Annotated in this window: 24 protein-coding genes; 6 read left to right on the plus strand and 18 right to left on the minus strand. The window is 59.4% G+C overall.

The features are described from left to right. Nucleotides 1-25: 25 nt before the first annotated feature. The 12 genes from SJY36_RS02855 to SJY36_RS02910 form a co-directional block, all read right to left on the minus strand. Nucleotides 26-520: a prepilin peptidase gene (locus SJY36_RS02855; protein WP_386172852.1), complete on the minus strand. Its 495-nt coding sequence runs from the start codon at nt 518-520 to the stop codon at nt 26-28. Nucleotides 521-523: 3 nt separating this feature from the next. Beyond that, on the minus strand, nt 524-1,378 hold the full coding sequence (locus tag SJY36_RS02860; protein ID WP_340287384.1) for a hypothetical protein: 855 nt from the start codon (nt 1,376-1,378) through the stop codon (nt 524-526). A gap of 28 nt (nt 1,379-1,406) precedes the next feature. Further along, complete coding sequence (locus SJY36_RS02865; RefSeq protein WP_005851668.1) at nt 1,407-1,961, minus strand: tetratricopeptide repeat protein; 555 nt, start codon at nt 1,959-1,961, stop codon at nt 1,407-1,409. Between the two features lie 56 nt (nt 1,962-2,017). Beyond that, entirely contained in the window at nt 2,018-2,974 is a 957-nt protein-coding gene (locus SJY36_RS02870; protein ID WP_373276849.1) for a type II secretion system F family protein, read from the minus strand. Nucleotides 2,975-2,986: 12 nt separating this feature from the next. Then, nucleotides 2,987-3,949, minus strand: coding sequence for a type II secretion system F family protein (locus SJY36_RS02875; RefSeq protein WP_005851670.1), 963 nt, complete (start codon nt 3,947-3,949; stop codon nt 2,987-2,989). Between the two features lie 12 nt (nt 3,950-3,961). Next, the gene (locus tag SJY36_RS02880) at nt 3,962-5,407 is read right to left on the minus strand and encodes a CpaF family protein (RefSeq protein WP_037943335.1); all 1,446 of its coding nucleotides are present in this window, start codon (nt 5,405-5,407) and stop codon (nt 3,962-3,964) included. Nucleotides 5,408-5,446: 39 nt separating this feature from the next. Then, nucleotides 5,447-6,685, minus strand: a complete 1,239-nt coding sequence (locus SJY36_RS02885) for an AAA family ATPase (RefSeq protein ID WP_005851672.1) — start codon at nt 6,683-6,685, stop codon at nt 5,447-5,449. 272 nt (nt 6,686-6,957) lie between these two features. Further along, entirely contained in the window at nt 6,958-7,662 is a 705-nt protein-coding gene (locus tag SJY36_RS02890) for an OmpA family protein (protein ID WP_037943337.1), read from the minus strand. After that, complete coding sequence (locus tag SJY36_RS02895; protein WP_005851674.1) at nt 7,649-9,088, minus strand: type II and III secretion system protein family protein; 1,440 nt, start codon at nt 9,086-9,088, stop codon at nt 7,649-7,651. Before SJY36_RS02895 ends, SJY36_RS02890 begins: the two co-directional genes overlap by 14 nt. 211 nt (nt 9,089-9,299) lie before the next feature. Then, nucleotides 9,300-10,163 (minus strand): Flp pilus assembly protein CpaB, encoded by an 864-nt coding sequence (cpaB, locus tag SJY36_RS02900; RefSeq protein WP_005851675.1) that lies wholly within the window; start codon nt 10,161-10,163, stop codon nt 9,300-9,302. A 132-nt stretch (nt 10,164-10,295) separates the two neighbouring features. Beyond that, complete coding sequence (locus SJY36_RS02905; protein ID WP_184583134.1) at nt 10,296-10,469, minus strand: hypothetical protein; 174 nt, start codon at nt 10,467-10,469, stop codon at nt 10,296-10,298. A 93-nt stretch (nt 10,470-10,562) separates the two neighbouring features. After that, the gene (locus SJY36_RS02910; protein ID WP_386172857.1) at nt 10,563-10,757 is read right to left on the minus strand and encodes a Flp family type IVb pilin; all 195 of its coding nucleotides are present in this window, start codon (nt 10,755-10,757) and stop codon (nt 10,563-10,565) included. Nucleotides 10,758-11,132: 375 nt separating this feature from the next. On the opposite strand from SJY36_RS02910, the gene SJY36_RS02915 reads away from it, so the two are divergent. Then, nucleotides 11,133-11,924: a lytic transglycosylase domain-containing protein gene (locus tag SJY36_RS02915; RefSeq protein ID WP_386172859.1), complete on the plus strand. Its 792-nt coding sequence runs from the start codon at nt 11,133-11,135 to the stop codon at nt 11,922-11,924. A gap of 77 nt (nt 11,925-12,001) precedes the next feature. Here SJY36_RS02915 and SJY36_RS02920 read toward each other — a convergent pair whose 3' ends face one another. The 6 genes from SJY36_RS02920 to tldD form a co-directional block, all read right to left on the minus strand. Further along, a complete protein-coding gene (locus SJY36_RS02920) occupies nt 12,002-12,628 on the minus strand; it encodes a 3-oxoacid CoA-transferase subunit B (RefSeq protein ID WP_237278451.1) in 627 nt (208 codons plus the stop codon). Further along, nucleotides 12,628-13,323, minus strand: a complete 696-nt coding sequence (locus tag SJY36_RS02925; protein WP_005851680.1) for a CoA transferase subunit A — start codon at nt 13,321-13,323, stop codon at nt 12,628-12,630. Before SJY36_RS02925 ends, SJY36_RS02920 begins: the two co-directional genes overlap by 1 nt. 203 nt (nt 13,324-13,526) lie before the next feature. Further along, nucleotides 13,527-14,099: a L,D-transpeptidase gene (locus SJY36_RS02930; protein WP_005851682.1), complete on the minus strand. Its 573-nt coding sequence runs from the start codon at nt 14,097-14,099 to the stop codon at nt 13,527-13,529. Between the two features lie 102 nt (nt 14,100-14,201). Continuing rightward, nucleotides 14,202-16,868, minus strand: a complete 2,667-nt coding sequence (topA, locus tag SJY36_RS02935) for a type I DNA topoisomerase (protein WP_386172861.1) — start codon at nt 16,866-16,868, stop codon at nt 14,202-14,204. Nucleotides 16,869-17,113: 245 nt separating this feature from the next. Continuing rightward, nucleotides 17,114-18,253 carry a DNA-processing protein DprA gene (gene dprA / locus SJY36_RS02940; protein WP_386172863.1) on the minus strand — a complete coding sequence of 380 codons (1,140 nt, stop codon included), beginning with the start codon at nt 18,251-18,253 and terminating at the stop codon, nt 17,114-17,116. Between the two features lie 164 nt (nt 18,254-18,417). Next, nucleotides 18,418-19,842, minus strand: coding sequence for a metalloprotease TldD (gene tldD / locus SJY36_RS02945; protein WP_132997115.1), 1,425 nt, complete (start codon nt 19,840-19,842; stop codon nt 18,418-18,420). 179 nt (nt 19,843-20,021) lie between these two features. On the opposite strand from tldD, the gene coxB reads away from it, so the two are divergent. The 5 genes from coxB (at nt 20,022) to SJY36_RS02970 (ending at nt 23,495) form a co-directional block, all read left to right on the plus strand. Beyond that, on the plus strand, nt 20,022-20,918 hold the full coding sequence (coxB, locus tag SJY36_RS02950) for a cytochrome c oxidase subunit II (RefSeq protein WP_386172866.1): 897 nt from the start codon (nt 20,022-20,024) through the stop codon (nt 20,916-20,918). A gap of 63 nt (nt 20,919-20,981) precedes the next feature. Continuing rightward, nucleotides 20,982-21,917, plus strand: coding sequence for a heme o synthase (gene cyoE / locus SJY36_RS02955; RefSeq protein WP_243251291.1), 936 nt, complete (start codon nt 20,982-20,984; stop codon nt 21,915-21,917). Next, nucleotides 21,917-22,093, plus strand: coding sequence for a hypothetical protein (locus SJY36_RS02960; RefSeq protein ID WP_005851690.1), 177 nt, complete (start codon nt 21,917-21,919; stop codon nt 22,091-22,093). The genes cyoE and SJY36_RS02960 overlap by 1 nt, the downstream gene beginning before the upstream one ends. Continuing rightward, nucleotides 22,093-22,668 carry a cytochrome c oxidase assembly protein gene (locus SJY36_RS02965; protein ID WP_005851692.1) on the plus strand — a complete coding sequence of 192 codons (576 nt, stop codon included), beginning with the start codon at nt 22,093-22,095 and terminating at the stop codon, nt 22,666-22,668. The genes SJY36_RS02960 and SJY36_RS02965 overlap by 1 nt, the downstream gene beginning before the upstream one ends. A gap of 23 nt (nt 22,669-22,691) precedes the next feature. Beyond that, nucleotides 22,692-23,495 carry a cytochrome c oxidase subunit 3 gene (locus tag SJY36_RS02970; protein WP_005851694.1) on the plus strand — a complete coding sequence of 268 codons (804 nt, stop codon included), beginning with the start codon at nt 22,692-22,694 and terminating at the stop codon, nt 23,493-23,495. Nucleotides 23,496-23,541: the final 46 nt, after the last annotated feature.

The following is a 23,541-nucleotide window of genomic DNA, read 5'->3' on the forward strand; positions in this document are numbered from 1 at the left end:
GGCGTAGCGGTTGAATATGGCGAAATCAGGCCCCGAAGTAGGCACCGAGCATTAAATATGCGGCAAGCACAGTTCCAAGGGCGAGACCCATGGGGAATTTCTTGGCTTCGTGCCAGCTGACCCATTGCGGGGCAAGCTTGCGCAGGGGGGAATATTTGGCGGCGCGGTGAATGATATAGGCGGCAACCAGCGTCGCCATGAACAGCGCCATGACAAAGCGCACATCGCCGAGCGCGATAAAGGGCGTGGCGGCGGCGATGAATTTCGCATCCCCCGCCCCCATCAGCCCGCCTGCGTTCATGAAGATGCCCACAACAAGGGCTACCACCATCGCCAGCAGGTGCCAGAGGTAGCTGTCAAAGGGCAGGGTAATCGGGCCGATCAGCACAAACACGGCGGCCAATGCGATCACCGTGACATTGGTGATCCGCATAAAGGCCAGATCGGTGTAGATCGTATAGGCACAAAGGGGCAGCGCGAAGGGCAGAAACCACAGCGCTGCGGAGCTGGTGATCTCCACGCGTTAGCCTGCGTTTTCCAGCGCGCGCAGCGACCGGACGGCGGCCTCGAAGTGCTGTGGGTGGGTACTGATGGCGTCACGCAGCAGCCCTTTACCGGTTTCAACGTCGCCCTTCTTGATCGCGGAGAGGGCGAGGGTGTGCAACAGTTGCGCGCGCTCGGTCTGGTCCATCTCGATCGGGGGGAGGCTGTATTCTCGTTGCGCGCCACGGGCGAGGATCAGGTTGTTCTTGGCGGTAAACAGCGTCGAATCCTGTTTCACAGCCTCGCCGAAAAGGCGTTCGGCAGCCTGATAGTCGCCGCGCGTCAATTTGGAGTAGCCCCAGTTGTTCATGACCGAACCGGGCTTGGTGGTCAGACCAATGGCGATCTCGTAAAAACTGTCGGCCTTGTCCCATTCCTGTTTGCTGTCAGCGACGATCGCCTCAAGCCGGTAGCGGTTGTAGGTTTCATGGGTGGGCGGGACGGAATCCAGCGTCTTTTCCGCTTTGGCCCAATCGCCAGCGCGGATCAGCGCATCGGCGTAATCAACCTTGTCGTCGGGGGTGGCATCCTTGGAAGCGGCAACTTTGCCCCAGACCGATGCGGCCTCTTGGTTGCGTTTGGCGCGGATCAGGGATTTGCCCAAGCTGCGCTGGATGTCGATGCGGCCGGGGTTTTCCTGCGCGGTGCGGGTGAAATAGCTGACCGCCTCGTTCGGGTCGGCCACTGTCAGCATCACATCGTTGAGGTTGCTTTCATCCACGACGTTCACGTCCTGGAAGGCGCGGGTGACGGTATCCTCGCCGGATTTCTTGCCGCAGCCTGCTACTGCGACGACGCCTGCAATGCAGGCGGCCAATAGGATAGGGTGGCGCATTTTTGCGTCCTTTTACTGCTCTGCCTCGTTATGATGCTGGCCGAACCAGATAGTCGCCCGAGCCGCGCCGCACCAATTTATAACTGTCTTCTTGATCCGGGATCGTAACAGAGTTTTCCGATTTTGCGAGTGCTAAGCGCAAATTGTCACGGATTGCGTCACTTTCGCCATTATCGAGCGCATAGGCCTTGCGAAAGGTCAGCTGGGCTTCGGCGAGTTTGCCGCGCTCCATCAACACAACGCCGAGATTATTCCAGACCTCGGGGTGGGTTTCGTCCTTTTCTACAGCGTCGCGCAGCAGCTTTTCCGCCTGACCCAATCGCCCCAGCCCAAGGTTGGCGCTGCCCAGTCCCGACAGGATTTCGGCGTCCAACTGGGAGGCGAGCGCGGCGCGGTTGAAGGCGCGGATGGCCAGTTCGTATTCGCCCGCGCGCATGAGACGGTGGGCGACCTCTACCCCGTCTTCGGCGTCCTTGCGGGTGTTGACACCGGGGGCAAAGGGGTTGTCAGGGCTGGCGCGCTTGCCCCCAAACGCGGAAAGACCGCCTGCAGAGCAAGCGGCCAATCCGGCGATCAGGGTCATACAAAGCGCGAGCCTGAAGGGGTACGCGCGCTTGGGAATGTGGATCATGCAGAGCCTTACTGACCTAGTTTGGTAATGTTCATCACCGATGGCGCGACCAGAATGATCAGCAGCGGAGGAACGGTCAGCATCATTGTGGCAAGTGTCATCTTGGTTGGCAACTTGTTTGCGGCCTCTTCGGCGCGCATCACGCGTTTGTCGCGCATCTCGGCGGCATAGACCCGCAGCGCATCGGCGATGGATGTCCCGAAGGCGGCGGATTGTACCAGCACCGTCACAAAGGACGACACATCTTGCACGCCGCAGCGTTCGCCCATGGCGTTCAGCACGCTGACCTTGTCTTTACCGGCTTTCATCTCATAGGCGACGATTTCGAACTCTTCCGCCAGCGCAGGGTAGGAGGCGCGCAATTCGCGGGCCACGCGGACAATACATTGATCAAGTGACTGGCCGGCTTCGACGCAGACGAGCATCATGTCCAGCGCATCGGGGAAACCACGTGTGATTTCCTCTTTCCGCTCGGCGACGCGGCGGGTCACCCAATAGCGCGGCAGGAAATATCCGATGCCGCCGGGCCCCACGGTATAGAGCATCATCTTGTTGGTGGTCATGCCTTCGCCGCCGCCAAGGAAGTTGATGTAGACGGTGCCGATCACCAGCCCGGCAATACCAAGCGCCATCTGGGCAAAGTGAAAGAACCGTACCGCATCGCGCGAGCTATAGCCCGCCTGGCGCAGCAGCAGCGCCTTGGCGCTTAGCTCTTCCACGTCTTCGGGTTCAAGGAACTTGGCGAATTTTTGCAGCTTCTCGTTGCGGTCCGACTGGCGCAGGCGCTGTTGCTTTCCTGCATCGGCAGCCTCGGTCTGGCTACGCTTGAGCTTGGCCAAAGGGTCTTCGGGCTGGCGCAAGATCATGACAAGCGTTGCGCCCACCATGGTCAGGCCCAATGCGCCCAGAATGGCGATCCAGCCCATGGGACCAAGTGCGGTGTCGAGTGAGTTGAGGAAATTCACAGTGAGGCCCCCTTAGACTTTGATATCGGTCAGCTTGCGCATGACGATGAGGTTAAGCGACAGGAACAGGACAACCGCGATACAGCCGGGGATGAACAGCGGGTGGGTCATGACTTCGTCATAGTAATGCGGGTCACCGAGTTTGATCACGATGAGCGCGAGGATCGGGAAGGCAGACAGGAACTTGCCGGACCATTTCGCCTCGGCGGTGATGGCGCGCACGCGGCGGAACAGGCGGAAGCGGGCGCGGATGACCTTGGCCAACCCCGCAAGGATTTCGGCAAGGTTACCCCCCGATTGCTGCTGGATGGTCACAGCCACCGCGAGGAAGCGCAAATCCTGCATATCAAGCCGTTCGGCCATATCCTTGAGCGCCTCGCCAATGTCGCGGCCATAGGCGGTTTCATCGGCAATTACGCCGAATTCCGACGCCAGCGGGTCCTGGATTTCCTTGGACACGATAGAGATCGCGCTGGTGAAAGGGTGGCCCACGCGCAGCGACCGCACCATCAGTTCCACCGCGTCAGGCAGCTGCTCTTCGATCATGTCCATGCGCTTTTTCGCTTTGGACGAGATCCAGAAGAATACGGCCCCGACACCGATCCCGACAGAGATCAGGATGCGCACGGGCACTTCGGTATTGGTGCCGATGGTCAGCCCCAGAAAGGCGACGACCGAGAGGCCGGCCATGATCATGATCAGCTGTTTCGGCGCAAAAGCGATCGCGGCCTTTTGCGCTTTCTCGGCGAGCAGGGAATAGACCGGAATGGATTTATTATCCATGTGCTGCTGCATTTCCTTGCGCAGCTTGTCCAGAACCTCTTCGCGGCGGGCCCCTTTTTCCAGCATTTCGAGCCGGCGGTTAACCTTGCTGTTGAGGCTGATGGATTTACCGAAAGCGACCAGATACAGCCCTTCGACCAGCACAAGGACACCGACGAAGATCAGGCCATAGATAATGGGTTCTGCACTCATGATTGATAATCCTTACTTGACCACAACGGGTTCATAGATCGACGATGGCAGGTCATAGCCCCACATCTTGAAACGTTCGGAGAAGTGGCTGCGCACGCCGGTGCCGGTGAAGTGGCCGATGATCTTGTTTTCGGGCGTCAGGCCGACGCGCTGAAAGCGGAAGATTTCCTGCATAGAGATCACGTCGCCCTCCATCCCGGTGATTTCGGTGATCGACGTCATGCGGCGCGACCCGTCCTGCAAGCGCGATGCTTGTACGATCAGGTTCACAGCCGACGAGATCTGGCTGCGGACCGCTTTCAGCGGCATTTCGATACCGGCCATGGCGATCATGTTTTCCAGACGGCTGACACCATCGCGGGCAGAGTTGGCGTGGATCGTGGTCATCGACCCGTCGTGGCCGGTGTTCATCGCCTGCAGCATGTCGATCACTTCCTCGCCGCGCGTCTCGCCGACGATGATCCGGTCAGGACGCATCCGCAGGGCGTTTTTCAGACAGTCGCGCGGGGATACCTCGCCCTTGCCTTCAACGTTGGGCGGGCGGCTTTCCATGCGGCCCACATGGGTCTGTTGCAGTTGCAATTCGGCGGTGTCTTCGATGGTCAGGATCCGTTCATCGTTGGCAATAAACGATGACAGCGCGTTCAGCGTGGTGGTTTTCCCAGAACCTGTACCGCCCGAGACGATGATATTCAGACGGGTGGCGACGGCGGCTTGCAGATAGGCTGCCATCTCTTCCGAGAAGGCCCCAAAGCTTACCAGATCATCAATGCCCAGTTTGTCTTTCTTAAACTTACGAATGGAGACAAGGCTGCCGTCCACGGCAATCGGCGGGACCATAGCGTTGAAACGCGAGCCGTCTTTCAAGCGCGCATCGACATAAGGGTTGCTTTCATCGACGCGACGGCCAACGGCGGAAACGATCTTGTCGATGATCCGCAGCAGGTGCTTTTCGTCTTTGAAGGTCACGTCGGTCAGCTGCAGTTTACCCGCACGTTCCACGAAGATCTGTTGCGGGCCGTTAACCAGAATATCGTTGACGCTGTCGTCTTTCAGCAGCGTTTCCAGCGGACCAAGGCCGGTCACCTCGTCATACAGTTCGGAGTTCAGTTGAACGCGGTCCTCGCGGTTCAATACGATGGATTTCTCGGCCAGAATCTCGGTCGAGATTTCGTTGATCTCGCTGCGCAGATCCTGTTCCGAGGCGTGTTCAAGGGCGGCGAGGTTCAGGTTCTCAAGCAGGGCACGGTGCAGTTCGAGCTTGATGTCGCTCATGCGTTGCTTGCGCTTCACGTCGCGATCCTGCGGGGCGACGGTTGCAGCTTGAGCCACGCGGCGCATGCTGGCGGGTTTAGGCGCGACCGCTTCCTCTGGCTGTTGCTGGGGCGCGGGAGCCTTCGCCTTTGGGGCGGGTGTGGCTACGGCAACGTCACCTGGCTTTTTATACTTCGAGAACATCTGAATACTCTTTCTAAATTATCTGGCGCTTGGGCCGGATCAGGCGGCTTTGGCTTCGTCAGCCTTGAGGTCGTGGATAGAAGACGCGAGCTTTGCGATCTCGCGGCGTAGCGGGTTCTTGGCGGCGGTATTGGCGAGCGGCAGACCGTGGTCGTTGGCCTGCGTCACCTGCTTGCCGCCATCAGGCAGCTGCACGTCGATAGAAATACCAAGGCTTTCTGCCATCCGTTTGACCCGCGCTTTGGCGTTAAGGTCGGTAAATTTCGGCGCGCGGTTCATGACATAGCGCAGCTTTTCGACCGGCAGCTCTTCGGATTGCAGCGCGCGTTTGAAACGCAACGCGTTTTGGGCGCAGCGCATATCCAGTTCGAGCATGGCAAAATAGACATGCGCATTGCTCAGCACGGTTTCGGTCCATTGCACCAGCGTCGACGGCATATCGACAACAACGTAGTCGAACTGGTTGCGCGCCATATCCAGAATTCGTGTCACATCTTCCGAGGTGATCAGATCGAGCGGCAGCATATCGGCGGGGGCGGTCAGCACCTGAAGCGTGTCTTCATAGGTCAGCAGAGCTTGACCAAAGCTTTCCTCGTCCATCTCGTCTGTCTCGATCAGCATGTCATAGACGACTTCGCGGCGCGGCAGGTCCAGATAGGTCGCCACGGCCCCGAACTGAAGATCGAAATCCAGCAGGCAGACCTTCGGCGGGTTCTTTTTGTCGGAGGTCGCCAGTTCCCACGCCAGATTAACGGCCATGCTGGTCGCACCGGTGCCACCGGCCAAACCATGTACCACGATCACAGCGCCGTCCTTATCGGCACCGGGTTTCAGCTTGGGGCCTGCCTCGATGTGTTCGGCTTTGGGCTCGGGGCCTGCGCGCAGACGTTCGATGGTCGCCGCCAATTCGCCTTCGGGCAGCGGGTAGGGGACGAATTCATCCGCACCTTGACGCAACAGGGAATGGAGCGAGGCCGGGGACATGTCTTCGGCGATCAGGATCACCTTGATATGACGGGATTTCGCCTGCGAGATGATTTCGGACATCATCGGCAGGTTCTCTTCGTCCTCGGAATCAAGCGCCAGTGCAATCAGCTCGAGCGTCGCCGCTTCGGGCTGGCTGAAAAAAGCGAGGCTTTCAGAAAAGCCGAGATCACCCCAGGCTTCGCCCAAAGCTGATTCCATATCCTCGATCAGCAGGTCAAAGTTCTGTACATCACGGCTGACAGTGCAGGCGATGATCTGTGGTGCGTCAATCTGTGGCATACTGCTGCTCATACCTAAACTTCCCCTTCTTCTCTTTGGGGCGCGGCAAGGGCGGATCGGGCGTCGCCCTGTTCTCTGCCTTGCGGTCCCCTGCGTCAGACCACGGTGGCCGGGCGCAACTGTCCTATTGCAGTGAATATCCCTGCCAAGTTGGGCAAGATTGGGGCTAAATAGTTTCTATTGTTTGGTCTTTTGAAACGATCCGCAGTGATTTGCCGGATTGAAACGCAAAAGGCCCGACCGTCAGCGACGATCAGGCCCTTCTGGAGGTATCTTTTATCCGGTTATTCCGTCGTGGTGCCGGTCGATGTTGCGCCGCCCGATAGCTGAGTCGGTGGCACGGCGCTGGCAACGTAATCGCGATAGATGATCTGCGCGTATTTGCCGTCCAGAACGGTGGGATGTCGCCCGACAAAGCCGCTGACTTCGGTCACTGTGCGACGGTTTGCCCGTTCGCGGCCCTGTGTCACGATCAACGGCTGTGTTTCGCCAAAGGAAACAACGGCCTCAAGACGGCTTCGGCTGATGCCTTGCGTTGACAGAAACGCAACAACGGATTGTGCTCGGCGCAGGCCCAACGCCTTGTTGTAGCTGTTCGAACCGACGGCATCGGTATGGCCATAGACGCGGAACCGGACCTCGGGGAACTGACGGATCCATCCCGCTTGGCGCCGCAGCACAGCCTGCGCGGCCCCGTCCAGCTGGGCCGAGTTAAAGGCAAAGGTCACCGTGGATTCGACTTCGCCGGCAAAGCGGTTGGCCAGATCGAAGGTGTACTGGCGTTCGCCTGTCATCACCAAACGGTTGTTCAGCGTGGCGTTTCCGAAGGTGCCCAGATCGGTCAGGGATCCTGCTTCGCGGTGGAACTGGGTATAGACCGGATCAGGGCTGCTGACGCAGCCTGCTACGGTCATCGCCAAAGCGGCGCATAACCCGGTGATTTTGCCTGTCGAAGGGATCGCTGAAGTCATCTGATCAATCCAATACATAGCCGTATGACCCGCTAAAGTCCTGTTTGGCAACCTCGCCAGCGGCCCCTTTGGTGGGCGCTGTGCTGCCTTTGGACGTGCGACCTGACAGGAACAATTCGCTTTCCGTGGGCGGTTTGATCCGGTCGGTGGGCAGGGCCAAAGCCTCGCCGCGGGTGGGGGTCACGAGATGGGCCGTGATAATGATCACCAGTTCGGACTGGCTGCGCTGATAGTTCGCGCTGCGGAACAACGCGCCCAATACAGGCACATCGCCGATCCAGGGTAGCTGGCTGGAGTTATCGGTGAAATCGTCGGTCAGCAGACCCGCGATCGCAAAGCTTTCGCCGTCGCGCATTTCAACCGTGGTCGAGGTTTCGCGGCGGGTGAAGGCCGAGATGTCGAAACCATTGCCCAAGGACACGCTGTTGCTGGCATCAATCGCCGATACAGCGGCTTTGAGTTCGAGGTTAATCAGGTCTTTATCCACGACACGGGGGATAAAGCTCATCTCTACGCCGAAGGGTTTGTACTGAACCGAAATCTGGTCGCCGGTCTGGGCGACAGGCACCGGGTATTCGCCACCGGCAAGGAACGTCGCCTCTTGCCCGGACAGCGCGACGAGGTTCGGTTCGGCAAGGAAGCGTACGGCGCCCTTCTGCTCCAGGGCTTCAAGCAGCAGGCCGACTTGGGTGGACCCTGCGTTAAAGCCGAACAGTACCGCGCCTGCGTTGCTGTTGGACGCAGGTGTCGTGCCACCAAGAGAGTTTGCAATCGCGCCTGCCGTATTTGTCGTATTGGTCCCGCCGTTGATCGCAAGATCATTGCCCACCAGCCCGTTCAACGCGAGCGACGCGCTTAGGGATTTGGAGACAGATCGGCTCATCTCGGCAAAGCGGACTTTCATCATCACCTGCTGGATGCCGCCGACGCTCATCAGGTTGGAGACGCGTTCCGGCGCGTAGCGTTCGGCCAGATCAAGGGCGCGTTGCAGGCGTTGGGTCGACGACACGATGCCCGACAGGACGATACCGTCGTTGGCTGTGCGCACTTCGATCTTTTCGCCGGGCAGGATCTGCCGCAGGCGTTCCTTGAATTCAGAGACATCCGCCGCGACGCGCACATCCACGTTGGTGATCAACTGACCGGCCGCATCCAGCAGGGTCAGCGTGGTCAGGCCAGGGGATTTGCCCAGCACATAGATGGTGCGATCGGAGAGGGATGAGATATCTGCGATCCCCGGATTGGCGATGCTAAGCTCGGCAAAGGGGATGTCGCTTTCAACCACAACCGCGCGGTTCATCGGGACTTCCAACACACGGTTGGTGCCCTTCTTGACCACACGGAGCGTGTTGGCCTGCGCGTCGATCGGCGCAGTCAATGCAAATGGCATCGCGCCAATGGTCAGTCCCAATAGGGCTGCTTTAATAAACTTATCGATTTTCATGTGACCTGCCTTTGTGATCACGCCTCAAAATAGGGTCTTTGCGCCCGCCGTTTGCGACACTGTGCGGTCCTTTGCGTTTTTTTGCAAGAATCAATGACAGGGGGGGGCGGGTATATGTGGATTAACAGCAACATATCCGAAATGGCAAAACGCCGCGCAAAGTGATGCGCGGCGGTGCTGAGGTCCGTATTTGCCCTGCCTGACTAGCAGATCAGTTGGTGCAGGGGATCGGGATTTCGACCACTTCGGCACCACGACGGGTCCGGATGGTGCAGACTTTTTCTGTGGTTGTTTCGACTTTGACCGTTTCTTCTGTCAGGCCGAGCAGGCGGCGCTGGTCGACTTCGATCTCACCGGCGACGGTGTCATCCTCTGCCCCGACGAGCGAGAGGGATAGGTCACCCGTTGATTGCGCCTGTGCCAATGCGGCAACTTGATAGGGCTGAACGGCAACAGTCACAGTATTCGCAATGGCCGCTTCGCTGCGTTCGCCGCCGGCGCTTTGGTCGATCGCGATGATCTTGACGCCTGCCTCGATCAGTTTGGTCACGTCTCCGGTATCGGCGCGGTCATTGCCGCCCCGGTTGATGCGGCCGGTCCAGTAGACATCGACACGGTCACCGGGGCGCAGGAAGCCCGAGACGCCGCTTGATACATCGACGCGGATCGCGAAAGCACGGCTGCCCCGTTCCAGCTGCGAGGTGAGGCCGGTATCGGCACCGGGTTCGGTCACCTTCACCGCCATAATGGCTTCGTCTTTTTCCATCGCACGCAGTACGACACGCAGGTCATCGCTGTTTTCGGGGAAAAGCGCTGCTTCTTCGATAAACGTGCCTTCGGGGATCGCATTTTCAGGCCAGTTCACCTGCCGCACATCTTCGCGGGTCAGGCGCTGCCCGTATTTCAGCGGCCCGTTGGCCACATATACACCAACCGTTGGCACGATCTGCGCCAAAGCCTCTTGGGCCTGTTGGTTGGCGCGTTGATATTCACTGATGCGGCCCTTTGCCAGATACACAGCACCACCTGCCAAGGCGATACCGGCGAGCAGGACCAGTCCAAAAACCATCCGCATGTTACTTACCTCTCTTGAGTGTGTGCCGGTCCCAGGACGCGGCGCGAAACTTATACCAATGGATAGGCGGTGATTGTGTTCAGACTATGGATAATCCGCGACCAAGCTGGGTCATTATCAGGGTGGCTTGGGTTAGATATCGCTTGGAATATTTTTCGCGATGGTTTCGGAATAGCTTTTAGTCTGAGTGGTTACGGCGACAATGGCCCCTACCGCGATTACGGCAACAGCAGCGGTCAGGATAACCCAGTCCACGGTGACGGCACCGTTCTGTTCTTTGAAAAAAGTCTTGATTTTGGCCAGCATGATAAATGCGCCTTAACTATATGGTGACCGAAAAACGGCTGCGCATCAATGAAAGGGCGCAGCCGTTGATTCAATCTTCGTTGAACGCGAGAATTATTCTTTTTTATCGAATACGCTTTCGTGCGTCTTCATGTGGCTTGCTGTTTTTGCTGTCAGGTCGGACGCACCTTTTTCGATCGAGGAGTAAGCTGCGACGGCCAGGCCAACAACGGCGGCGGTCAGAACAACCCAGTCAACAGTCACAGCGCCGGATTCGTCGTTTTTGAAGTTCTTGATAAAGTTCATCATGGTATGTCCCTCCAAGGATCATAAAGTTTTCAATCTCAACCCTGTCGTCCGTTTCGATGCTTCTCTCTCAATTCCGCATCTGGCTGACTTGGTATGAGCCTATATAGCCTTGTGAATGGGGCACGAATTTGGCGGCAATTGTGACATTTCATTTTTCCGGGCCGGTTTTTGGCAGAATTATTGTAGCCCGCTGATACGAAAAGATTTTCCATCTTCATTTTTTGTTATCCTTGATGGGAAGCGGGGCAGGATTGCATCAATTATGGCGAAATCGCCATGTTCCCTGCCATGTTTGGTTGGTTTGGCGAGGGTTTCCGTGCGAGATTGCTGAAAAAGAGCATTAAATAATCAGTGCAGGCAGCGATGTTTCGACGAATGACCGTATCTTTGATGGTGGGGATGCTGGCGGCCTCGGCTGTCTTGGCAGACGCGCCCAAGCCGTTTCCGAAGTTCGAGGCAAAACGCGTAAAGCCTCCCAAGCCGGGCAGTACCAATCGGATCAATGTCTTTATCGAGCCCAAGGCAGACGACGTCCCCGAGGTTGTCGCAACCAACTCCGGTGCCATCGTGCCAGCGTCACCGGGGCAGTATGATTGGTTCTGGGATCGTGTCTCTCCGGCGGTCGAGAAATCTGGCCCGGGCCGGCTGGAGGCCGCGATGGTCACGCTGGCAACGGCCAGCAGCAAAATCCCCGCGCCACGCATGCAACAGATGCAAGAGATCGCCAAGGCCAACGGGATCGACATCCTCCGCTCTACGATCGGGACACAGGTGTCACCTGCGCTTGTGCTCGCGGTGATCACGGTTAAATCCGCGGGGCGGCCCGATGCCATCAGCGGGGCAGGGGCGCAGGGATTGATGCAATTGATGCCTGATACAGCGACGCGCTTTGGGGTAACCGATAGTATGGTCCCGACGCAGAATATCGCGGGCGGCGTAAAATACCTGGATTGGCTGATGGGCGAATTTGACCGCGATCCGATCTTGGTGCTGGCCGGCTATAACGCGGGCGAAGGGTCCGTGCACAAGCACGCGGGCGTGCCGCCTTTTGCCGAAACCCGTGATTATGTGCCCAAGGTGCTGGCCGCTTTTCAGGTCGCGAAGGGCCTGTGCCAGACCCCGCCCGAGCTAATCTCGGATGGCTGTGTCTTTGCGGCGATGAACTGACACCAGTTCGGGGCCGGATGGAAAAAGGGGCGCGGCCATCGCTGGCAGCGCCCCTTGTTGTTCATCGTGTCAGCAGATTAGACGATTGTCGCTTCGGTCGCGGCGCGCAGTTCGTCTTCCGTAACGCCATCGGCGCATTCAACGATCTTCAGCCCGCCTTCAACGACATCCAGCACACCTAGATTGGTGATGATGCGGTCAACGACGTTCTTGCCGGTCAGCGGCAGGGTGCATTCTTTCAGCACCTTGCTGTCGCCATGCTTGCTGGCGTGGTCCATGACCACCACAACGCGGCCCACACCCGCGACCAGATCCATCGCGCCGCCCATGCCTTTGACCAGCTTTCCGGGGATCATCCAGTTGGCGAGGTCGCCGTTTTCAGCCACTTCCATCGCGCCCAGAATGGCCATGGCGATCTTGCCGCCGCGGATCATCCCGAAGGAGGTCGAGCTGTCGAAATACGAGGTGCGATCCAGCTCGGTGATGGTCTGCTTGCCCGCGTTGATCAGGTCGGCGTCTTCTTCGCCGTCGATGGGGAAAGCCCCCATGCCCAACATGCCGTTTTCCGACTGCAAGGTCACATCCATCCCGTCGGGGATGTAGTTGGACACCAGCGTCGGAATCCCGATGCCAAGGTTCACATACCAACCGTCTTGCAGTTCCTGCGCGGCGCGTGCCGCCATTTGATTGCGATCCCAAGCCATTATGCCGTCCTCACTGTGCGCTGTTCGATGCGTTTCTCGTGATCACCCTGAATGATGCGGTGCACATAAATGCCGGGCAGGTGGATCGCGTCGCCGCCAAGGCTGCCACGGGGGACGATCTCTTCGACCTCGGCGATGCAGATTTTGCCACACATGGCCGCTGGCGGGTTGAAGTTGCGCGCAGTCTTGCGGAACACCAGATTGCCGGTGTCATCCGCTTTCCAGGCTTTCACGATCGCCAGATCCGCAACGATGCCGCGCTCAAGGATATAGGTCTCGCCGTCGAAATCCTTGTGCTCTTTGCCTTCGGCGATCACGGTGCCAACGCCGGTTTTGGTATAGAAACCGGGGATGCCCGCACCACCCGCACGCATACGTTCGGCCAAGGTGCCTTGCGGGTTGAATTCCAGCTCAAGCTCGCCGCCGAGATACTGGCGCATGAATTCCTTGTTCTCGCCGACGTAAGAGCTGATCATTTTCTTGACCTGCTTGGTCTGCAACAAGATACCGATGCCGAAATCATCTACGCCCGCATTGTTCGAGGCAAAGGTCAAATCCTTGGTGCCCGCGTCCCGGATCGCGTTCAGCAGCAGTTCGGGAATACCGCAAAGGCCAAAGCCCCCCGCTGCGATCAGCATGCCATCGTGCAGCACGCCTTCCAGCGCCTCGGCAGCGCTTCCATAGATTTTCTTCATTCCGGCTCCTTTCAAGAGAGGCTCACGGCCCTGTCGTATTATCGTTATACGACTTCTATGACGCGGCGTAACGAACGTGTCAAACCGCCGACGCTAATGTCAGCGGTACCAGTGGAGCTTGCCGGAAAATTCGGGTGAATGTGCGCCCACCCTGCGTCGGGTGGGCAGCTGTCGTTGCGGGGCCAGTGCAGCCCGCAGCGAGGTCAGACGATGCGTACCTGCGTGCCGATGGGGGCAATCTGGTACAGCGCCTCGATCATGTGGTTGTAAAGCCCGATGCACCCGTCAGAGCTTTGCCGCCCGATCTTGCGCGTGTCATGGGTGCCGTGGATCAGATAGGCGGGCCAGCTGAGGTACATCGCATGGGTGCCAAGCGGGTTGTCCGGACCGGGCGGCATATACTTCAGATCGGGGTCGCGTTCGATCATGCTGGGGGTCGGTGTCCAGTCGGGCCCGACACGTTTGCGCACAATGCGGGTGTAGCCGCGTTTGGTCAGCTCGTCGCTGCGGGGCACGGAGGTCGGGTAAATCTTGTAGGTCTCGCCATCGCCGCCCCAATAGTGCAGCGCGCGGGAAGAGGTATCAGCCACGATCGCGGCTTTGCCCAATGTATCAAAGTGGTCCTGCCAGTTCTGGCTGGAAAATCCGTTGGTGTTATGACGCACCGGCGCTGCGATCTCTGGCACCGGCGTCTGTGCGCGCAATAGGGCCGGCGTGAAAAGCGCCGCGCCGGCTGTCAGGATCAACCCGCGTCTTGAGAATGTCTGCTCTGCCATCTTTATGTCCTTCTACCGTGGCGATTGTCACAGGTAAAAGCAGCAAGGGCAGGGCGGGGCAACTCACATATATGTCATTTCATGAATATGTGAGTTGCGCTCTCACTCTTCCGGTGCAGCGGCCGATTTTGCGGGTGCCTTTTTGGCCGCTGGTTTCTTTGCGGGGGCCTTCTTGGCAGCCGTTTTCTTGGCCGGAGCCTTTTTCGCAGCGGTTTTCTTTGCTGCGGGCTTCTTGGTTGCGGCTTTGCGCTTGGCAGGGGACTTCGCCAGCTTTTCCTCGATCAACTCAACCGCACGTTCCATTGTCAGATCGGCAGGCTCGACCTCTTTGGGGATGGTGGCGTTGACCTTTTCCCACTTCACATAAGGCCCGTATTTGCCTTCCATGATGTTGACCTCGCCGCCCAGATCGGGGTGTTCGCCCATCTCGCGGATCGGTTTTGCCGCTTTGCCACGCCCGCCACGGCTGGCGACTTTCTCGGCCAGCAATTGCACGGCGCGGTTCATGCCAACGGTGAACACCTCGTCCAGACTTTCAAGGTTCGCATTGGTCCCGCCACGGTTCGACGTGCTGTCGGCGTGTTTGATATAGGGGCCGTAGCGCCCGATATTGGCCCAGACCATCACCCCATCTTCCGGGTGCGGGCCGATCTCACGCGGCAGCGACAGCAGCATGACAGCGCGTTCCAGCTCCAGCTCTTCGGCGGGCCAGTCCTTGGGCACCGATTGACGCGGCGGTTTTTTGTTCTCTTCGGTGACGGGGCCGCGCTGCACATAAGGGCCGAAGCGCCCTTTGAATACACGAATCTCGTCGCCCATATCCTCGCCCAGCAGTTTGCCATCGGGCGGAATAGCCGAGGCTTCTGCCTCGGGGTCGGGCGGGCCGAAGGGGCGGGTATAGCGGCATTCAGGGTAGTTCGAACAGCCGATGAACGCGCCGCCGGACCGTGCCGTGCGCATGGACAAACGCCCGATCTCGCAGTTGGGGCACAGGCGCGGGTCGCTACCATCCTCATTGGGCGGGAAGAGATGCGGCTCGAGTACCTCGTTGATCTTCTCCAACACCTCGGTGATGCGCAGATCGGCTGTTTCCGCAATCGCAGCCGAAAAATCCTGCCAGAACCGGCCCAGCACATCCTTATAGTCGGCATCCGCCGCGCTCACCTTATCAAGCTGGTTTTCCAGATCGGCGGTGAAATCATAGCCCACATATTTGCGGAAGTAATTCTCGAGGAAGGCCGTCACCAAACGGCCCTTGTCCTCGGGGAACAGACGGTTGCCTTCCTTGCGAACGTATTCGCGGTCCTGAATGGTCGTGACAACGCTGGCGTAGGTCGACGGGCGCCCGATTCCCAGCTCTTCCATGCGCTTGACCAATGTCGCTTCGGTGTAGCGGGGGGGCGGCTGGGTAAAGTGCTGCTCTGGCGTGACAGAGCGTTTGTCCATCTTGTCGCCTTGGGTGATCTGCGGCAAGCGCTTGTCATCCTCGTCCACGACATCGTCGCGGCCTTCTTCGTAGACACGCAGGAAGCCGTCGAATTTCACCACCTGACCGGTGGCGCGCAGCCCGACCTGTTCGTCCTTGCTGCCGATCTCTACCGTGGTGCGTTCCAGACGCGCGCTTTCCATCTGGCAGGCCAGCGTGCGCTTCCAGATCAAGTCGTAAAGCTTGCGTTGATCCGGTTCGGTCAGTTTCAGCGCGTCGGCATCTTTGGTCATGTCGGTGGGGCGCACACATTCGTGCGCCTCTTGCGCGTTCTTGGCCTTGTTTTTGTAGATCCGCGGCTCAGACGGGACATACTCCGCCCCGAACCGGTCCGAGATGGCGTCCCGTGCCATCGTGATCGCCTCGGGGGCCATGTCGATGCCGTCGGTCCGCATATAGGTGATGTGACCGGCTTCATAGAGGCGCTGCGCCGTGCTCATGGTCTGGCGTGCGCCCATGCCGAACTTGCGGCTGGCTTCCTGCTGCAGGGTCGAGGTCATGAACGGGGCCGAGGGGTTGCGGCTCGCGGGTTTCGCTTCGACGCTGGTAACCGTCAGATCACGGCTGGTGATCGCCTGCACCGCCATCTCGGCTTGCGTTTCATTGCCAAGATCAAAACGGTCCAGCTTCTTACCGGCAAGCGTCACCAGACGGGCCTCGAACTCTTGCCCGCGCGGCGTGGCGACCAGCGCCTTGACGCTCCAGTATTCGCGGTTGCGGAAGGCCTCGATCTCCATCTCGCGCTCGACGATCAACCGCAAGGTGACCGACTGTACCCGCCCCGCCGATTTCGCGCCGGGCAATTTGCGCCATAGGACGGGCGACAGGTTGAAGCCCACCAGATAATCCAGCGCGCGCCGTGCCAGATAGGCCTCGACCAGTGGCATATCGACCTGACGCGGGTTCGCCATCGCCTCGGTCACGGCCTTTTTGGTGATCTGGTTGAACACCACGCGGCTGACCGGCGTGTCCTTCTTGATCGACTTGCGTTTGGTCAACGCCTCTTGCAGGTGCCAGCTGATTGCTTCGCCTTCGCGATCAGGGTCAGTCGCGAGGATCAATGCGTTGTCGTCTTTCAGCGCATCAGCGATGGCTTTGACGTGTTTCTTGCTGGCTGCGGCGACTTCCCAGGTCATGTCGAACCCGTTTTCCGGGTCGACCGATCCGTCTTTGGGCGGCAGATCGCGGACGTGGCCGTAGGACGCAAGCACGGTGTAATCACTGCCGAGATACGAGTTGATCGTTTTAGCTTTGGCAGGTGATTCGACGACGACAACTGGCATAAAATTCGGCACCTTGGATCAAATTAATTCGCGTGGCTTATGCTGTGACATGTGGCGTGAAGCGAAGTTTGTCAATCCGCAGAACAGCGCGCCCCCTTTGATACACGGGCTATAAAGCGCCTTTTCGGGGGTGTTTCACGGTGCAATCCGGCCGCGGTTCCGGCTTCCAGATGGTCTAAATCCCGGGGGCGCTTTGGAGGTTCTCCAAAGCGGGGGCTGGCCCCCGATCTGCGGCCGCGTCACGCTCAGTCCGCGCGGGATACCAGCCCGCCTGCATGGCGCAGGATATGCCCGTTCAACTCAAGCTCGACCAGAACAGGCGTGGCGATCCCCGGTGCGACCGCCAGATCGCGCAGCAGCTGGTCTTCGGCAACGGGGCTGGGGCCAAGGCGTGACAATATATCGGTGTGCAGCGCTGCAATGTCGCGCTGGGGCGCGGGGGCGGCTGCTTGGGAAATGGGCGGGCTGGCGGCGGGAGTTTTTGCCGGCCCCAGTTGATCAATCACATCTGCGGCATTGCGTACCAGCGCCGCCCCGTCACGGATCAGCATGTTGCAGCCCGCGGCACGGGCATCGAAGGGATGGCCGGGCACGGCAAGCACCTCTCGCCCCTGATCCAGCGCGTCACGGGCGGTGATCAGGCTGCCGGATTTCGCCGCCGCTTCGACCACGACCGTTGCGCGGCTTAGCCCTGCGATGATCCTGTTGCGGCTGGGGAAATGCCGCGCCATCGGTTGCAGCCCCATCGGTTGTTCCGAAATGCGCAGCCCTTGGGCCGCGATATCTTGGGCAAGCGTCGTATTCTCTACCGGATAGATCACATCGACGCCCCCCGCTTGAACCGCGATTGTGCCGGTGTCGAGCGTGGCCAGATGTGCCGCGGCGTCAATCCCCCGCGCCAATCCCGAGACGACCGTAAACCCCGCCTCACCCAAGCCGGATGCCAAGGCGCGGGCCATGCGCGTCCCGAGCGATGAGGCGTTTCGCGCGCCCACAATCGACACCATAGGGCGGCGCAGCAGCTCGATATCTCCGATTGCCCATAGAAACGGGGGGGCGTCGTCAAGCTCTGCCAGATGAGGGGGGTAGGCTGCGCAATCATGGGCAATCAATCGCGCATTCGCGGCCTTTGCCGCGCGCAGCTCTGCGTGCACGACATTCTCGGGGCAGATGCGATAGTCTTTCACACCTGCGGCGCGGGCGACGTCGGGCAACGCCTCAAGCGCGGCACGCGCGGTGCCGTAGTCGCGCAGCATGCGGTAATAGGTGACAACGCCGACACGGCGCGAGCGCAACAGACGAAGCCGCGCAAAGCTGTCGTCTTCCAGGGTGGGTGGGACCAAGGGGGGCGTGGAAGAGGAAGGAGTGTTGTTCCTGTCAGTCATCCCGCGTCTCCGTCCGTTGCCTCACCAGCTTTAGGCAAAGCTGCTTAACGAAACGTGAACGGCGAAGGATTAATCCGAACTACTAATCCTCTTCGGTGTGCGATCCGGTATCGGATTTCCGGATCACCGGAGCACCTAGGCGCACTCCGGTAATCCGTTTGTACTTAGGCGGCAGCGGCACCGCCGACGGTCAGGCCGCCGATCATCAATGTCGGCTGTCCGACGCCAACGGGCACCCATTGGCCCGCCTTGCCGCAGTTGCCCATGCCCGGATCCAGCGCGGGATCATTGCCGATGGCGCGGATCTGTTGCAGCGCTGTGGCCCCGTCTCCGATCAGCGTGGCCCCTTTGACGGGGGCGCCGACCACGCCATTGCGCACACGGTAAGCTTCGGTGCAGGAGAAAACAAACTTGCCGTTGGTGATATCCACCTGCCCGCCGCCAAAACCGACCGCATAGATGCCGTCCTTGAGGTCCGCGACGATATCACCGGGGGCCACGTCACCGCCCAGCATATAGGTGTTGGTCATGCGCGGCATCGGGGTGTGGGCATAGGATTCGCGGCGGCCATTGCCGGTCGGGGCCACGCCCATCAGCCGGGCGTTCTGCCGGTCCTGCATATAGCCTACCAGCACACCGTCCTCGATCAGCACATTCTTGGCCGAGGGCGTGCCTTCGTCATCAACAGAGATAGACCCGCGCCGATCGGGGAGGGTGCCATCATCCAGCACCGTCACGCCTTTGGCGGCGATGCGTTGGCCCATGAGGCCGGCAAAGGCGCTTGAACCCTTGCGGTTGAAATCCCCTTCCAATCCGTGACCGATGGCCTCGTGCAGCAGGATGCCGGGCCAGCCGGGGCCAAGCACAACATCCATGACGCCCGCAGGCGCAGGCACGGCACGCAGGTTGACGCAGGCAATGCGCAGAGCTTCGCGGGTTTTGGCCTGCCAGTCGGCAGGGTCCAGCAGCCCGTCCAGCCCGACACGCCCGCCACCACCGGCGGTCCCGCTTTCGCGGCGGCCATCCTGTTCGACGATCACCGACACGTTCACGCGCGTCATCGGGCGCACATCGCGGACGGATGTTCCTTCGGGGCGCAGAATCTCGACCTCCTGTATAGAGGCAGAGATAGAGGCAGAAACCTGCACGACACGCGCATCAAGGCTGCGGGCGAAGTCGTCGATCTCGCGCAGGGTGTCGACCTTGACGGGAAAGGCCGCGCCCGCGATTGGATCTTCGTCGGTATAGAGCTTTTGATTGGTCGCGGCTGGCGCATCCGCCCATGTGCCGCCCCCCGCACCTACGGCCAGCCGTGCTGTCTCGCTTGCGCGGCGCAGGGCGGCTTCGGTGATCTCGGTCGAGTGGGCATAGCCAGAGACATCGCCCCGCACCGCCCGCAAGCCAAAGCCTTCGGAGGCATCGTAGCTGGCCGTTTTCAGCCGCCCGTCGTCAAACACCAACCCTTCAGACCGCCGGCGTTCGAAAAACAGTTCCCCGTCGTCGGCACCTGCCACAGCGTCGCGCAGGATGGACAGCGCGGCGTCACGGTCAAGCTGCGCCTCAAAGGGGTTGAAAGGCGGCTGGCTCATAAAAATGTTCCCTGAATCGTGTCATAAAAATCGCTTCGCGTCCGTTTGACGCAAGCAGAAGTCTTTATCTTGAAGTTAGAATATGATTGTAAGCGTACAGATTACAACGGGACAGCTGCCTCCAATTGCGGGGTGCTGCTGGGATTCGCTTATCAATGGTCACAAGATCAGGACGACATATGAAACATCTTCTCTCTTTTTCGGGTCTCATGGCCGCTTTTTCCGCCGTGCCAGCAATGGCGCAGGAAAACCTTCGCATCGACGGGCTGGAAATCATTGGTGAGCCGGTAGACGGCAAGATGGGCTTTCAGCCAGCCGTGACCCGCGTCGCGCAAGACATCCACGATCTGGACCACCTGATCCTGATCATCATCACCTTGATCACCATCTTCGTGACCGGTCTGATCCTTTGGGTGGCGGTCCGCTATAACCGCAAGCGCAACCCCGTTGCCGCGTCCTTCACACACCACACGCCGGTTGAAATCCTCTGGACCGTCGCACCGATCGTGATTTTGGTGCTGATCGGGGCCTATTCGCTGCCGATCCTGTTCCGTCAGCAGGAAATCCCGCAGGCCGACCTGACCATCAAAGCGACCGGCAACCAGTGGTACTGGTCCTATGAATATGTCGACGAGGGCTTCGGCTTTGACAGCTATATGATCGGTGCACCGGCTGTTGGCGGCGAAAACCGCAAAACACCCGAAGTGATCGCGCAGCTTGAAGCAGCCGGCTATACCGAGCAGCAGTTCCTGCTGGCGACCGATACCGCCGTTGTGATCCCTGTCGGTCAGACCATCGTTGTTCAGGTCACCGGTTCGGACGTGATCCACTCTTGGGCGATGCCTGCCTTCGGTGTGAAACAGGACGCCGTGCCCGGCCGTCTGGCGGAAACATGGTTCACCGCCGAGAAAGAAGGCGTGTACTTCGGTCAGTGTTCCGAGCTGTGCGGCAACGCCCACGCCTATATGCCGATCACTGTGAAAGTCGTCTCGGAAGAGGCCTATGCCCAGTGGCTTGGCAACGCGAAAGAAGAGTATGCGGGCATCCCGCAAACTCTGACCGTTGCGTCCAAGTAAGGCACAATTGCTGATGCGGGGTGCGCGAGGCGCGCCCCGGGTTCCTTTTGTATGAGAGATCGCATGACAGATACCAGCACGACACCTGCGGGCGAGTATGAGGCGCAGTTCGGCGATTATTTCGCCCTGATGAAGCCGCGCGTCATGCAGTTGGTGGTATTTACCGCACTTGTTGGCATGCTCGCCGCGCCGGTGTCTGTGCACCCCGTGATCGGTTTTGCCTCGATCCTGTTTGTCGCCATCGGGGCAGGGGCCTCGGGCGCGCTGAACATGTGGTGGGACGCAGACATCGACGCGATCATGCGCCGGACCCAAGGCCGCCCGATCCCGTCGGGGCGCGTGCAGCCGGGCGAAGCACTGGCGATCGGTGTGGCGCTGTCGGGCATGTCTGTCGTCATGCTGGGGCTGGCCGCCAACCTGCTGGCCGCGGGTATGCTGCTGTTCACGATCCTCTTCTACGCCGTTTTCTATTCCATGTGGCTCAAGCGTGCGACGCCGCAGAACATCGTCATCGGTGGTGCTGCGGGGGCGTTCCCGCCCGTGATCGGCTGGATCATCGCCACCGGCAGCTTCTCGGTCGAGGCATGGCTGATGTTCGCGCTGATCTTTATGTGGACCCCGCCGCACTTCTGGGCCTTGGCGCTGTTCATGCGCAATGACTATGACGACGCGAAGGTGCCGATGCTGACCGTGACCCACGGCCGCCGCTCCACCCGTCGTCATATTCTGGCCTATACTGTTTTGCTGGTCATTCTGGCGGTCGGCACCGGCTTCACCTCGATCGGCGGGCCAATCTATCTGGCGACCGCGGGCGTGCTGAACCTGTTGTTCCTGATCGGTGCCTTCCGCATCTGGCAACGTGATGAAGACGACAGCGAAGCCGATGATTTCCGCGTTGAACGCAAGTTCTTCCGCCTGTCGCTATGGTATCTCTTCTTGCACTTCGGTGCCATTTTGCTTGAGGCCACCCTGCGGGGCTACGGCTTGGGAGGCTGGTAATGGGCATTCGCGCTGAACACGAGATTCACACACGCCGCCGCGGGCGCAACCTTGGCGTAGGTCTGCTGCTGGCCGCCTTCGTCGTGCTGGTCATGGCGCTGACCTTTGTCAAAATCACCAATATCGATTTCAACGATCTGCCCGGTGGTGAGCTTCAAACACAGGAGAGCAACTGATGGCCCTGTCCGGACCCGCGAAGACTGTGGTGCAAACCGTCTCTGTCGTCATCCTGATGGGGGGGCTGGCCTGGGCATCGGTGCCGTTCTACGACTGGTTCTGCCGCGTCACCGGCTTTGGCGGAACGCCGGGGCAGGTCGCCGGAGCCGAGGGCGAGGTGCTGGATCAGACGATCAAGGTGCGTTTCGACGGCAGCTTGAACGAAGACATGCCGTGGGAATTCAAACCCGTCGTCAACGAGATGGAACTGCGCATCGGCGAGACCGGGCTGGCGTTCTACGAGGCCTATAACCCAACCGATCACCCCGTCGCGGGGCAGGCGTCCTACAACGTGACGCCCTATGCCGCCGGGGCCTTCTTTGAAAAGATCGAATGTTTCTGCTTTACTGAACAGGTGCTCGCCCCCGGTGAGCGTGTTCAAATGCCCGTCAGCTTCTTTGTTGACCCCGAAATCGTCGAAGACCGTGATGGCAAGTATGTACATACGATCACACTGTCTTATACGTTCTATGAAATTGACCTGCCCGAGGACTATGAAGCCCCCGATCAGGACAGCGAGACAAACCTGAATTAAGAAAAAGGTGAGGGACTGAACCAATGGCCCATGAAAAGAACCATGACTATCACATTCTGCCGCCGTCCACATGGCCATTGCTCAGCTCCATCGCCGGCTGTGTCATGCTGGTTGGTGGTGTCTTCTGGATGCACGATGTAACCCCCTTCGTCTTCTTGGGTGGTCTGGTTGCCGTTCTGTACTGCATGTTCGGATGGTGGTCCGAGGTTGTTGCTGAAAGCCACGTCGGCGATCACACCAACGTCGTGCGCATCGGTCTGCGCTATGGCTTCATCCTGTTCATCATGTCCGAAGTGATGTTCTTTGTGGCGTGGTTCTGGACCTTCTTCAAAGAAGCCCTGTACCCGATGGATGAATTCCCGGGCTCCACATATGTGCAGCCGGATATCATTCCCGTTGACGCCTTCCACCTGCCGCTGATCAACACGCTGATCCTGCTGCTGTCGGGCTGCGCTGTCACATGGGCACACCACGCGCTGGTACATGAAAACAACCGCAAAGACCTGATCGCCGGCCTGTCCATCGCGATCGTTCTGGGCATGCTGTTCACCGCGTTCCAGGCCTATGAATATTATGAGCTGCTGGCCCATGACGACTGGACCTTCGGCGGCGACCTGTTCTTCTCCAGCTTCTTCATGGCGACAGGCTTCCACGGTTTCCACGTTGTGATCGGTACGATCTTCCTTGCGGTCTGCCTGTTCCGCGCGATGAAAGGCCACTTTACCCAAGAGCAGCACGTCGGCTTCGAAGCCGCTGCCTGGTACTGGCACTTTGTTGATGTGGTCTGGCTGTTCCTCTTCTTCGCCGTCTACATGTGGGGCATCTAAGCCCGCAGTCGGCTTGCAAACCGGGCCGCAATCACTAAAAGCAACA

Origin of the sequence: Sulfitobacter sp. R86518, from assembly GCF_042466275.1 — a bacterium.
In the GTDB taxonomy this organism is placed as follows: domain Bacteria; phylum Pseudomonadota; class Alphaproteobacteria; order Rhodobacterales; family Rhodobacteraceae; genus Sulfitobacter; species Sulfitobacter pontiacus.